Origin of the sequence: Streptomyces sp. NBC_00443 (assembly GCF_036014175.1) — a bacterium.
Lineage (GTDB): Bacteria > Actinomycetota > Actinomycetes > Streptomycetales > Streptomycetaceae > Streptomyces.
In genome coordinates this window covers 3134693-3148462 of sequence record NZ_CP107917.1, presented here as the reverse complement: position 1 = coordinate 3148462, position 13770 = coordinate 3134693, and the positions used below count along the sequence as shown (strand labels likewise).

At 72.4% G+C, this 13770-nt stretch carries 6 protein-coding genes and 1 pseudogene; 5 read left to right on the top strand and 2 right to left on the bottom strand.

Features of this window, described 5'->3' with window-relative positions; all coding sequences use genetic code 11:
• Positions 1-8: 8 nt before the first annotated feature.
• Positions 9-2840 (bottom strand): lysylphosphatidylglycerol synthase transmembrane domain-containing protein, encoded by a 2832-nt coding sequence (locus OHO27_RS13825; RefSeq protein WP_328423694.1) that lies wholly within the window; start codon positions 2838-2840, stop codon positions 9-11.
• Positions 2841-3026: 186 nt separating this feature from the next.
• Here OHO27_RS13825 and OHO27_RS13820 point away from each other — a divergent pair, with 186 nt between their 5' ends.
• The 5 genes and pseudogenes from OHO27_RS13820 to nudC all read left to right on the top strand — a co-directional run bounded on the left by OHO27_RS13820 (position 3027) and on the right by nudC (position 13366).
• Positions 3027-3434 carry an MGMT family protein gene (locus OHO27_RS13820; protein WP_328423693.1) on the top strand — a complete coding sequence of 136 codons (408 nt, stop codon included), beginning with the start codon at positions 3027-3029 and terminating at the stop codon, positions 3432-3434.
• A gap of 389 nt (positions 3435-3823) precedes the next feature.
• Positions 3824-7083 (top strand): annotated as a pseudogene (locus OHO27_RS13815) (ATP-dependent helicase).
• A gap of 114 nt (positions 7084-7197) precedes the next feature.
• Entirely contained in the window at positions 7198-10854 is a 3657-nt protein-coding gene (locus OHO27_RS13810) for an ATP-dependent DNA helicase (RefSeq protein ID WP_328423692.1), read from the top strand.
• Between the two features lie 10 nt (positions 10855-10864).
• On the top strand, positions 10865-12268 hold the full coding sequence (locus OHO27_RS13805; RefSeq protein ID WP_328423690.1) for a dipeptidase: 1404 nt from the start codon (positions 10865-10867) through the stop codon (positions 12266-12268).
• A gap of 156 nt (positions 12269-12424) precedes the next feature.
• Positions 12425-13366 carry an NAD(+) diphosphatase gene (gene nudC / locus OHO27_RS13800; RefSeq protein ID WP_328423688.1) on the top strand — a complete coding sequence of 314 codons (942 nt, stop codon included), beginning with the start codon at positions 12425-12427 and terminating at the stop codon, positions 13364-13366.
• A gap of 68 nt (positions 13367-13434) precedes the next feature.
• Here nudC and OHO27_RS13795 read toward each other — a convergent pair whose 3' ends face one another.
• Positions 13435-13677 (bottom strand): mycoredoxin, encoded by a 243-nt coding sequence (locus tag OHO27_RS13795; RefSeq protein WP_190069482.1) that lies wholly within the window; start codon positions 13675-13677, stop codon positions 13435-13437.
• Between the last annotated feature and the right edge of the window lie 93 nt (positions 13678-13770).

The following is a 13770-nucleotide window of genomic DNA, read 5'->3' as shown; positions in this document are numbered from 1 at the left end:
CACTCGTGTTACAGCGCGCCCTTGCGGGTCAGGTGGTTGAAGGCCAGCCAGCCCGGCAGCACCGGCAGCCACAGTGTCAGCAGCCGGAACAGCAGCACCGACGGTGCGGCGACCTCGCTCGGCAGGCCCACGGCGATGAGACCGACCGTCAGGGTGGCCTCCACGGCACCGACGCCGCCCGGGGTCGGTGCCGCGGAGCCGAGGGCGTTGCCCGCGAGGAAGACGACGGCCACGCTGGCGAGGCTGATCGAGGTCCCCTCGCTGCCGAACGCCCTGATCGACGCGTCCAGGCACATCACGAAGCAGGCGGTCAACAGCAGCATGCCGCCGATGCCGGTGACCAGTTTCTGCGGCCGCTGCAGCACGTCGAGCATGCGCGGCACGACACCCGCGAACAGCGACCTCACGCGCGTGACGACGAATTTCCGCAGGAACGGCACCGATGTCACCACGAGCACCAGTACCGCCACCGTCAGCAGACCCGCGATGACGGTCCGGGACGGCGACAGCGACGGCGTCTTCTCGGTGCCGGTCAGATAGCCGAAGGACAGCAGCATCAGGATGTGGCAGCCGAGCCCGAACAACTGCGACGCGCCGACGCTCGCCACCGCGAGGCCCGGCCGCACGCCCGCGCGCTGCAGGAACCGCGTGTTGAGGGCGACGCCACCGACCGCGGCCGGCGCGACGATCTTCACGAAGGACCCGGCGACCTGCGCCGACACGGTCCGCCGGAACGGCACCCGCTCGGGCACGAACCCCAGCAGCGCCATCGCCGCCGCGAAGTAGCTGGCTGCCGAGAACAGTACGGCCGCGGCCACCCAGCCCCACTGGGCGTTGGCGATGAGCGGACCGAACTCGATGTGCGTGAGCTGCGTCAGCAGGAAGTACGCGCCGATGGCGCCGGCGATGAAGCTGATCAGGGTGCGCGGCCGCACCCGCTCCAGCCGGGCCGGTTCGACGGGTGCCTGCGGCCTGATGAGCAGCACCTCGTGGCGGATCTGCGTGAGCAGATCCTCCTCGCGCGCCTCGTCCAGTGCCTCGTCGATGGCCCGCTTCTCGGCCCGCGCCTGCGCCCGTACGGTCTTCTTGTCCGGCTTTTCCGTCTTGTCGAGCTTCTTGTCGAGCTCATTGTCCGGCTTGTCGAGTACCGGCCCGGCATCGTCCGCGGCCTCCTCGCTTCGCGCGTGCTTGGCGTGCCGCGACGCCTCCAGCACCGCCTCACGCTCACGCTCGGCCCTCTCACGGGCCAGCCTGCGCAGCGTCGCGCGCGTGGAGCGGCTCAACGCGATGGGCTGCAGCATCGGCAGACAGTCGGCCACGGCGTCCGGACCGAGCACGCCCACCGCCGAGGCCACCGCGCGCTCCGCGCCCACGCGCAGGCCGAGCGTCACCAGCAGCTGGGAGATGTCCATGCGCAGCAACAGATTGTTCGCCGCGATCTCGCCGATCCGCAGGTCGGTGATGATCACCTTGCCGGAACGATCCACCAGAATCGCGTCACCCACCAGCCTGCGGTGGGCGATGCGACGGGACTGCAGCGCCTTCACCTGGAGCCAGGTGTCGCGCAGCAGGTCGTCCGTGATCTCCTCGTCCGGCAACGAGTCGAGGGTGTGCCCGCCGGTGTGCTCGTAGACCAGCATCACGGCGTCCGGGCCGAGCTCGGAGGTGGCGATGAGCTTGGGCGCGTTGGCGCCGGCCGCGATCGCCGCGTAGGCGAGCAGCGCCTCCTGCTCAAGGGCCTGGCGCAGCGACTGGAGGCTGCTGCGGGTGGCGAAGCCGCGCAGCGTCAGATTGCGCCAGGCGCGGTAGAAGAAGCCCTGGGCCTGCTGTTCTCGGTCGACCACCGTGACATCGAGCGGGGGGCCCTCCTCGAGGGTGACGAAGTAGCGCCGGCCGCGGTCGCCGGACTCCTCGGACACCTCCTCGCGGGCCGCGCTCACCGGGCGGAAGCCGACGTGCCTGAGGCCCGCCATCAGGGTCCGCCCCGTGGGCCGGACGTTGGGCGAGCCGACCGCGTACAGCGTGCCGTAGGCGACGGTCCAGCCGATCAGCAAGGTCAGGAGGATCGAGAACGGCGTGGTGTAGCCGGTGACCAGCATGGAGAAGGCGTACAGGACCAGGACCGCCCACAGGACCGCACGCCAGCGGGGTCTGCGGGACATGCCCACGGCCGTCATGTACGCGATGACCGGGGCGAGGTAGCCGTGTACCGGGTCGGTGAGGGAGCCGACATCGCCGGGGGAGGGCTGGGTGAGCGCGTCCCGGATGGAGTCCGGGGCGGCCCGCGCGACCCACAGGTCGGTGGCGAGCGTCACGCCGTGAGCGAGGACGGCGGCGAGGACGCCGTCGGCGATCCGCAGCCCGTCCCGCTTGATCAGACGCTCGATCGCGAAGGCGACGGGCACCAGGAGGATCGCGATGCTGGACACGAGTCCGGCGATCTTGCTGAACAGGTCGGGCGCCTGCCCGGTGCCCTTGTTGATGTCCTGCTCTAGACCCGAGGTGGTGCCGTGCGCGAACGCGGCGATCGCGAGCAGCAGGGCGATGCCCAGCACACCCACGAGGAGCCGCATGAGGTCGGAGGGACGGTGCACGCGCGCGGGGAGCAGCGGTTCGTCGCCCTCGACCTCGTCGGCGTGCACCTCTTCGAGGTCGTACCCGGCCTTGCCCTCGACGGCCTTGCGGCCGGCGTCGCTCGTGCCGGCGCCCTTGCCGGGCTCGTCCTTCTTGCCGCCGTCGCTGTTGCCGGAGTCCTTCTTGCCGGCGTTCGCGGTGTCCGGGCGCGACGAAGCGTCAGAGGTGCCTTCCGCGTCCTCCGGGTGCGCACCCTGCTGCTTCATCGTCTCTTCTTGGTCTCGTATCACCAGTCACCGCCCGCACGATGGTGGCATGCCCCACCGACACACGGGGGCATCAGGGTGCAAATGCGGGGGCGCACAGTCTGCCCGAAGCTTCGCCTCCGGGCGAGGCATACGCACAGTGGCGAGCGCGTCACATTGTCGGTGGGGTGCGGCAGGATGGGCCGGATGAGCGAGGAGAGCCTTCCGGACGACACCCGCCCGGAGTACGACCGGGCCCACCCGGAGCACGCGGACGCGCTGCCGGAGTACGCCGAGCGTGTCCTCGAGGTCGCCGACCTGATTCCGCCGGGACGCGTGATGACGTACGGGGACGTCGCGGAGTGGCTGGAGCAGGGCGGTCCCCGCCAGGTCGGCCGGGTGATGGCCCTCTACGGGGGCGCCGTTCCGTGGTGGCGGGTGGTCCGCGCGGACGGGGCCCTGCTGCCCGGCCACGAACTGCGGGCGCTGGAGCACTACCGCGCGGAAAGCACACCGCTGAAGGAGGCGAGCAGGGCTGCCGAGGGCCACCTGCCGCGCCTCGACATGAGACGGGCGCGCTGGGACGGCGGCGAACGCGCACAGGGTCACACCTGACAGCTTCCGCCATCGGACGGCCCGCTGTGTGACCTGTGATCCGTACGGGGGGAAGGGGGCACGTCCGTGGCATGACGTACGTTCGTGAGTCGAGGGACGCACGTGCCACGAGTGCCCGGAGGGATGAACCGGAAGCCCTGCTTCCGCACCACCCCGCGGCGTAGCGTCGGCTGCACGTGTCGCCCTCACCTCGCAGCCACCGCCCTCCACGCGCGAGGGGCGACCCACCAGCACACCCACCAGGACCGGCGAACCACGTGAGCTCCTCTTTCTCCACCAGGCGCCTGTCGCACCCCCCGGTGCGACCGGGGGCCCGTGGCGCTTACCGGCTGGTCCGAACCCCGCCGGTCCGAGTGGCTCCCCCTCGTCTTGACGCCGCACAGCGCGCCGTGGTTGACCATGCCGGCGGTCCGCTTCTCGTTCTCGCAGGTCCGGGCACCGGCAAGACCACCACGCTCGTCGAGTCGGTGGCGGAGCGCATCGCCTGCGGCTCGGACCCCGAGCGCATCCTGGTGCTGACTTTCAGCCGCAAGGCCGCCGTGGAGCTGCGCGACCGCATGGCGCTGCGCATGGGGGCGGCGCGTTCGCCCCAGGCGACCACGTTCCACTCGTTCTGCTACGCACTGGTCCGCGCCCACCAGGACAGCGATCTGTTCGTGGAGCCGCTGCGGCTGCTGTCCGGCCCGGAGCAGGACGTGGCGGTGCGGGAGCTGCTCGCGGGTCAGCCGGACCTGGAGCGGCTCGGCCTCGCACATGTGCGCTGGCCGGACGAGCTGCGCGCCTGCCTGACCACCCGTGGCTTCGCCGACGAGGTCCGCGCGGTCCTCGCCCGCAGCCGCGAACTGGGCCTCGGCCCGGACGCCCTGGACGCCTTCGCCCACCGCATCGGCCGCCCCGACTGGCGTGCCGCGGCGTCCTTCCTCGCCGAGTACCTCGATGTGCTCGACATGCAGGGCGCGCTCGACTACGCCGAACTCGTCCACCGCGCGGTGCTCCTCGCCCGCCGTCCCGAGGCCGCAGAGCGGCTCGCCGCGCAGTACGACGCCGTGTACGTCGACGAGTACCAGGACACCGATCCGGCCCAGGTACGGCTGCTGCACGCCCTCGCCGGTGGCGGGCGGACCCTCGTGGCCTTCGGCGACCCCGACCAGTCGATCTACACCTTCCGGGGCGCCGACGTGAACGGCATCCTGGAGTTCCCGCACGCCTTCCCTCGCGCGGACGGCCGCCCCGCGCGCGTGGAGGTTCTGCGCACCTCCCGCCGCTCCGGCGCCGCCCTGCTGGCCGCGACCCGGCTGCTGACCCAGCGCATGCCGCTCACCCGCCTGCCGGCGGAGAAGGTGCGCGCCCACCGCGCGCTGTCGCCGGTCCACGAGGGCGGCCGCGTGGAGGTCTTCACGTATCCGACGCCCGGCACCGAGCTGGACAACGTCGCCGACATCCTGCGCAGGGCACATCTGGAGGACGGCGTTCCGTGGGGCGAGATGGCTGTACTGGTGCGTGCCGGGGCGCGCACGATCCCGACCGTGCGCCGGGCGCTCACGGCGGCCGGAGTACCCCTCGACATCGACGGCGACGACCTGCCGCTGAGGCATGAGCCGGCGGTGGCGCCACTCCTGACGGCACTGCGGGCGGTGGCCACGGCCGAGGCGACGGTGGCGCGAGAGGCGGCCGACGAGGGCGTACGGCGCGAACCCGAGGGGGACGACACACGGCCGCAGGACGGCGACCCCGGCAGCGACGACTCGACGGACGAGCCCGCCACCTCGTGGCTCGACACCGAGACCGCGCTGACCCTGCTCGCCTCGCCCCTCGCGGGCATGGACGCCGCCGACCTGCGCCGCCTCGGGCGGGCCCTGCGCGACGAGGAGCGGGCCGCGGGAAACCCCTGCCGCCGCCCTCGGACCACCTGCTCGCGCGGGCGCTCGCCGAGCCGGAGCGTCTGGCCGTGCACGACCCCGCGTACGCGCGTGGCGCCCAGCGCCTCGGCGCGCTGCTACGCAAGGCCCGTGAGCGCCTCGCGGACGGCGGTACGGCCGAGGAGGCGCTGTGGGACCTGTGGGAGGGCACACCGTGGCCCACGCGCCTGGAGCGGACCGCCCGCCGCGGTGGCGCGGCCGGCCGCAACGCCGACCGTGACCTCGACGCCGTATGCGCACTGTTCGCGACGGCGACCCGCGCGGAGGAGCGCACCGGCGGCCGGGGCGCCCTGAACTTCCTGGAGGAGATCGAGGCCGAGGACATCGCCGCCGACACCCTCACACGGCGTGCCGTGCGCCCCGACGCGGTGCGCCTGATGACCGCGCACCGCTCCAAGGGCCTCGAGTGGCGTCTGGTCGTCGTCGCGGGCGTCCAGGAGGGCCTGTGGCCGGACCTGCGCCGTCGAGGCTCCCTCCTGGAGGCCGACCGCATCGGCCGCGACGGCCTCGCCGAACCCCTCACCCCGGGCGCGCTGTTGGCGGAGGAGCGCCGCCTGTTCTACGTCGCCGCCACACGCGCGCGTGAACGCCTCGTCGTCACCGCGGTGAAGGCCCCCGCGGACGACGGCGACCAGCCCTCCCGATTCCTGACCGAACTCGGCGTGGAACCGAGGGACGTGACCGGCCGCCCACGCCGCCCGCTGTCCGTCGCCGCGCTCGTGGCCGAACTCCGGGCGACGACGGTCGACCCGCGCGCGTCGGACACTCTCAGGGAGGCCGCCGCCCGCCGTCTGGCCCGGCTCGCCGCGCTCGCCGACGAAGACGGCCGCCCGCTGGTCCCCGCCGCGCACCCCTACCGCTGGTGGGGCATGTTCGAGCCGACCGAGTCCAAGGTGCCGCTGCGCAACCGCGACCAGCCCGTCGTGCTCTCCGGAAGCGCCCTCGACCAGCTCGCCAACACCTGCGCCCTGCAGTGGTTCCTGGGCCGCGAGGTGAAGGCCGACGCGCCCGCGACGGTCGCCCAGGGCTTCGGCAACGTGGTGCATGTCCTCGCCGACGAGGTCGCCTCCGGACACACCCCGGCCGACCTCGCCGTCCTCATGGAGCGCCTCGACTCCGTGTGGAACGCCCTCGCCTTCGACGCGCCCTGGAAGTCGGCGCAGGAGAAGGACAACGCGCGCGTGGCGCTCGAACGCTTCCTCAAATGGCACGTGATGGACCGCGCGGGGCGAACTCCGGTGGCGAGCGAGCACGACTTCGACGTCACCCTGGGCGCGGGCGACTTCGAGGTGCGTATCCGTGGCCAGATGGACCGCGTCGAGGCCGACGGCGAAGGGCGTGCCTACGTGGTCGACTTCAAGACCGGCAAGCAGGCCCCCAGCGCGGCCGAGGTGGCCCGCCACCCGCAGCTGGCCGTCTATCAGCTCGCCGTCAACGAGGGCGCCGTCGACGAGGCCTTCGACGGCGTACGCCCCGAGCCGGGCGGCGCCGAACTCGTCCAGCTGCGCCAGGGCGCCGCCAAGCGTGACGGCGGCGAGACGCTTCCCAAGGTCCAGGGGCAGGAGCCCCTGGAGGGCGCCGAGGGGGAGTGGGTCGGCGACCTGCTGGCCACGGCGGCCGGCAAGGTCCTGGACGAGCGGTTCACACCCACAGCGGGTCAGCACTGCACCCACTGCGCGTTCCGGGCGTCGTGCAGTGCGCGGCCCGAGGGACGGCACGTCATCGAGTGACGCATCGTCAGTAGCCGGAGTGACCGATCGCACCACCCGTGCTGACCTGCGCTTCTTCCGGCTCGCAGGGTGATCCGGCATCGACTGTCAGTGGCCGCAGCTAGCCTCTCTGAGGTGTCCGCCCGTATCACCGATCCCGAGCAGCTCAAGGAGCTCCTCGGCATCCCGTTCACTCCGGAGCAGACGGCCTGCATCACCGCGCCGCCCGCCCCGCAGGTCATCGTGGCCGGAGCCGGGTCGGGCAAGACCACGGTGATGGCGGCACGCGTGGTGTGGCTGGTCGGCACCGGCCAGGTCGCCCCCGAACAGGTCCTCGGCCTGACCTTCACCAACAAGGCCGCCGGTGAACTCGCCGAGCGCGTCCGCAAGGCGCTCATCAGGGCCGGTGTCACCGACCCCGACGTCATCGACCCGGACAATCCGCCGGGCGAGCCGGTGATCTCGACGTACCACGCCTTCGCCGGCCGCCTGCTGACCGATCACGGCCTGCGCATCGGCCTCGAACCGACGTCCCGCCTGCTCGCCGACGCCACCCGCTACCAACTCGCCGCGCGCGTGCTGCGCGAGGCCCCGGGCCCGTATCCGGCACTCACCCGCTCCTTCGCCGACCTGGTCAGCGACCTGCTCACCCTCGACGCCGAACTCGCCGAGCACCTCGTCCGGCCCGAGGCCCTGCGCGCGTACGACGCCGGGATGCTGCTCACGCTGCAAGGTGCCAAGCTCACCAACGCCGATCTGCGCAAGGTCCCCGAGGCGGCCGCGGCCCGCCGGGAACTCGCCGACCTCGTGCGCCGCTACCGCGCGGCAAAGCGGGAGCGGGACCTGCTGGACTTCGGCGACCAGATCGCCCTGTCGGCACAGCTCGCCGGGATCCCCGAGGTAGGCCCCATCCTGCGCGACGAGTTCCGCGTGGTCCTCCTGGACGAATACCAGGACACGTCCGTCGCCCAACGCGTCCTCCTGGCGGGCCTGTTCGGGGGTGGCACCGGCCACCCGGTGACCGCCGTCGGCGACCCCTGCCAGGCGATCTACGGTTGGCGCGGCGCCTCCGTCGCCAACCTCGACGACTTCCCCGAGCACTTCGCGCACACCGACGGCCGCCCCGCCGCCCGCCAGGCGCTCAGCGAGAACCGCCGCAGCGGCGGCCGCCTCCTCGACCTCGCCAACGGCCTCGCCGAGCCCCTGCGCGCCATGCACGCGGGCGTGGAGGCCCTCCGCCCGGCCCCGGGTGCCGAGCGTGACGGCATGGTCCGCTGCGCCCTCCTGCCCACCCATGCCGAGGAGATCGACTGGATCGCCGACTCCGTCGCGCATCTCGTCCGCACCGGCAAGGAACCCGGCGAGATCGCCGTCCTGTGCCGCACGGCGACCGACTTCGCCGAGATCCAAGCCGCGCTCGTCGCCCGGGACATCCCCGTCGAGGTGGTCGGCCTGTCCGGGCTGCTCCACCTGCCCGAAATCGCCGACCTCGTCGCGGTCTGCGAGGTCCTCCAGGACCCCGGAGCCAATGCGGCCCTGGTCCGCCTCCTCACCGGCCCGCGTTGGCGCATCGGCCCGCGCGACCTCGCCCTCCTGGGGCGCCGCGCACGGCGGTTGGTGTCCCACGCGCGGGTGGACGGCGACGACGACCCGGACCGTCGCCTGGCCGAGGCCGTCGAAGGGGTCGACCCCGCCGAGGTCATTTCGCTCGCGGACGCCCTGGACACGTTCCTTGAGACGCCGATGGACGGCGACGGTGACGACGACGGGCTGCCCTTCTCGCCGGACGCGCGCGTGCGGTTCGCGCGCCTGGCCACCGAACTGCGGGACCTGCGCCGCTCCCTGTCCGACCCGCTGATGGACGTACTTCACCGCGTCCTCGCCGTCACCGGCCTGGAAGTGGAGCTGTCGGCGTCCCCGCACGCCCTGGCCGCCCGCCGCCGCGAGACCCTGTCCAACTTCCTCGACATCGCCGCCTCCTTCGCGGCCGGCGACAACGAGGCGTCCCTGCTCGCCTTCCTCGGCTTCCTGCGCACCGCCGCCCAGTACGAGAAGGGGCTCGACAACGCCCTCCCGGGCGGCGAGAACACCGTCAAGGTGCTCACCGCGCACAAGTCCAAGGGCCTGGAGTGGGACGTCGTCGCCGTCCCCGGCCTGGTCACGGGCACCTTCCCCAGCACCCAGGGCCGCGAGAAGTGGACCGCGCAGGGCAAGGTCCTCCCGCACGAGCTGCGCGGCGACACCGACACGCTCCCGGACGTCGCCTCCTGGGATTCCCGCGGCCTGAAGGCCTTCCACGAGGCCATGAAGGATCACCAGCACACCGAGGAACTCCGCCTCGGCTACGTCACCTTCACCCGCCCCCGCTCCCTGCTCCTCGGCTCCGGCCACTGGTGGGGCCCCACCCAGAAGAAACCCCGCGGACCCTCCGACTTCCTGCAGGCCCTGTACGACCACTGCGCGGCCGGGTACGGCGAGATCGAGGCGTGGGCCGACGAGCCGGCCGAGGGCGAGGAGAACCCGGCCCTGCACCGGGAGAACGCCGACCAGCTGTGGCCCCTGCCTCTCGACGAGACGGCTCTGGCCCGACGCCGGGCCGCCGCCGAGACGGTCCTGGCCCACCTGGAGGCGCTCACCTCCCACGAGGACGGCCACCCCGCCGCCGCGCACGACCCGGACACGTACGACGATCCGGACTGGCCTCCGCCGCCGGACGACGACGAAGCGGTCGTGGACGATTTGCCCGACGAGGACGATCCTTTCGCGGACGGGACCTTCGCCGACGAGACCTTCGCGGACGGGGCCCGCCGAGATGGTTCCCTCGCGGGCGGGTCCCGCCGAGACGGTTCGCCAGCGGACGGGTCCCGCGGGGACAAGCGCTTCGCGGACGCCCCCGACGAGCCCTTCGCCGGCGACCTGTCGTCCGAGGACGATCCTGGCAACTGGGACTCCTGGCCCACCGGCCGCCCGACCATCCCGCACCAGGCGACATCCCCGGAGCCCCCTGCCGGACCACCCGCACGCCGCCATCCACCGAAACGGGAACCGCTCACACCCGAGGAAACCCGCACCCTGGCTTCCTGGGACCGCGACCTCGACGCCCTCACCGGAGAGCTCCTGCGCGCCCGCGCGAGCGTCACCGACGTGCCCCTGCCCGCGTCGCTGACCGCGTCCCAGCTGATGCGGCTGGCTGCCGACCCGGATGGGTTCGCGCAGGAGCTCGCGCGCCCCATGCCGCGCCCGCCTCAACCTGCCGCGCGCCGCGGTACCCGATTCCACGCCTGGATCGAGGCTCGCTTCGAAGAGCTCACGCTGCCCATGCTGGAGCCGGACGACCTGCCCGGCAGCGAGGCCGAGATCGCCGACGAGCGCGACCTGGAGGCCCTCAAGGACGCCTTCGAGCGCACCGAATACGCGCACCGCACGCCGTACCGGGTCGAGACCCCGTTCCAGCTCGCGATCGCGGGCCGCGTCGTAAGGGGCCGTATCGACGCCGTCTACAAGGAGGGCGACGGCAACGGGGCGACGTACGAGATCGTCGACTGGAAGACCAACCGGACCCGCACCGCCGACCCGCTCCAGCTCGCCCTCTACCGCCTCGCCTGGGCCGAGCAGGAGGGCGTGCCGCTGGGGTCGGTCAACGCCGCGTTTCTGTACGTCCGCAGCGGCGAGGTCGTACGGCCGGACGATCTGCCGGACCGGACGGCCCTGGAGCGGCTGCTGACCGAGGACCCGGTCACGGAGGCGGAGTGTGAGGAACCGCCCACCGAGGATGTCGGTGCGGGCCGATAGGCTCGTGACCATGAGCCAGACCCCGGACAGCGCTGTCCGCACGTACATCGAGCAGCACCGCGCCGCCTTCCTCGACGACCTCGCCGAGTGGCTGCGCATACCGTCCGTGTCGGCCCAGCCCGACCACGCGCCCGACGTACGCCGCAGCGCCGACTGGCTCGCCGCCAAGCTCAAGGAGACCGGCTTCCCGACCGCCGAGGTCTGGCCGACCGCGGGCGCGCCCGCCGTCTTCGCCGAGTGGCCCTCCGACGATCCCAAGGCGCCCACGGTCCTCGTCTACGGCCACCATGACGTGCAGCCCGCCGCCCTCGAGGACGGCTGGGACAGCGAGCCCTTCGAGCCCGTCGTCCGCGAAGGCCGCCTCTACGCGCGCGGGGCGGCCGACGACAAGGGCCAGGTGTTCTTCCACACACTCGGCGTCCGCGCCCACCTCGCGACCACCGGCCGCACCGCCCCGGCCGTGCACCTGAAGCTGCTGATCGAGGGCGAGGAGGAGTCCGGCTCCCCGCACTTCCGCGCTCTGGCCGAGGAGCGCGCCGAGCGGCTCGCGGCCGACACTGTGATCGTGTCCGACACCGGCATGTGGTCCGAGGACACCCCCACCGTGTGTACCGGCATGCGGGGCCTGGCCGAGTGCGAGATCCGGCTGTACGGCCCCGACCAGGACATCCACTCCGGCTCCTTCGGCGGCGCCGTCCCCAACCCGGCGACCGCTGCCGCCCGCCTGGTCGCCGCCCTGCACGACGAGCACGCGCGCGTGGCGATCCCCGGCTTCTACGACGGCACCGTCGAACTGACCGACCGCGAGCGCGAACTCTTTGCCGAGCTGCCCTTCGACGAGCAGCAGTGGCTGCGCACCGCCAAGTCGTACGCCACCCAGGGCGAGGCCGGGCACACCACCCTGGAGCGTGTCTGGGCCCGCCCCACCGCCGAGGTCAACGGCATCGGCGGCGGCTATCAGGGCCCCGGCAGCAAGACGATCATCCCGTCCACCGCCATGGTGAAGCTCTCCTTCCGGCTGGTCGCGGGACAGGAGCCCGACCACATCGAGAAGGCCGTCCGCGCGTGGGCGGACGCTCAGGTGCCCGCCGGTATCCGCTGCGAGATCACGTTCAGCGGGGCCACGCGCCCGTGCCTGACGCCGCTGGACCACCCCGCCCTGCAGTCCGTCGTACGCGCCATGGGCCGCGCCTTCGAGGGCCCGGTCCGTTTCACCCGCGAAGGCGGCTCGGGCCCCGCCGCCGACCTCCAGGACGTCCTCGGCGCACCCGTGCTCTTCCTGGGCATCTCCGTCCCCTCCGACGGCTGGCACGCCCCGAACGAGAAGGTCGAGCTCGATCTGCTGCTCAAGGGCGTCGAGACCACCGCCTATCTGTGGGGCGACCTGGCCGCGAACTGGCGTCATGCGCCCTGACCCACCTGGGCCGTCCGGACGGGCATTGCGCGCGGGGCAGACTGAAACGGCCGCCCCGCACCGCCGAGCCCCGATGGACCCGGTCGCCTCCCGTCGCACGTCCCGCCGATCCACCCGCCGAAGCACACCGTTCCACTGGGGGAGTTGGAAGCACCCGTGACCACTTCGACCGACCACACCGCCGACCGCCCCATCTCGCTCACCGCATCGAGCGGCATCGACCGCGCCGCCCACCACCGGCTCGACGAGGCCTGGCTCGCGGCGGCATGGAGCCACCCCACGACCCGCTGCTTCGTGGTCTCCGGCGGTCAGGTCCTCGTCGACGAGACGGCGGACGGGCGCACCGAACTCGTCATGACCCCCTCCTTCGAGGCCCCTCTCACCGAGGCGCACCGCTACTTCCTCGGCATCGACGAGGACGGCGTCAGCTACTTCGCCCTCCAGAAGGACGCACTGCCCGGCCGTATCGACCAGTCCGCACGACCGGCAGGCCTGCGCGAGGCAGGCCTGCTGCTGTCGCCGCGCGACACCGGCCTGATGGTGCACGCCGTCGGCCTGGAGAACTGGCAGCGCACCCACCGCTTCTGCTCCCGCTGCGGCGAGCGCACCGTGATCGCCGCGGCCGGCCACATCCGCCGTTGCCCCGCCTGCGGCGCCGAGCACTACCCGCGCACCGACCCCGCAGTGATCATGGCCGTCACCGACGAGGACGATCGCATCCTGCTCGGCCGCCAGGTCCACTGGCCCGAGGGCCGCTTCTCCACGCTCGCCGGTTTCGTCGAGCCCGGCGAGTCCATCGAGCAGACGGTGCGCCGCGAGGTCTACGAGGAGGCAGGTGTCAGCGTCGGCCAGGTCGAGTACGTCGCCAGCCAGCCCTGGCCCTTCCCGTCCAGCCTCATGCTGGGCTTCATGGCCCGCGCCACCTCCACCGAGATCAACGTCGACGGCGACGAGATCCACGAGGCCCGCTGGTTCTCCCGCGAGGAACTGCGCGCCGCCTTCGACTCCGGCGAGGTCATGCCGCCGTACGGCATCTCGATCGCGGCCCGTCTGATCGAGCTCTGGTACGGCAAGCCGCTGCCGACCCGCAGCGTCTGAGTGCAAAGAGAGGGTGGCTGCCCCGAGCCGGGACGGCCACCCTCTGCATGCGCATTGATGCGCTTCGGTCACACGCCGATCTTCTGCTTCACCTGAGCCAGCGACGGGTTCGTCAGCGTCGAACCATCCCCGAACAGCACGGTAGGTACCGTCTGATTTCCGCCATTCGCCTTTTCGACGAACGCCGCGGACTCGGGGTCCTGCTCGATGTTGATCTCGGTGTACGCGATGCCTTCGCGTTCCAGCTGCTTCTTCAGCCGCTGGCAGTAGCCGCACCATGTGGTGCTGTACATCGTCACAGTGCCCTGCATGTCTCGCGCGCTCCTCTGATGGCTCGGGGAAACAGGTCGTCCGATGAGGGAACGTACGCGACCGTGGCGCCATTCCCACCCGGGGTATGGCCG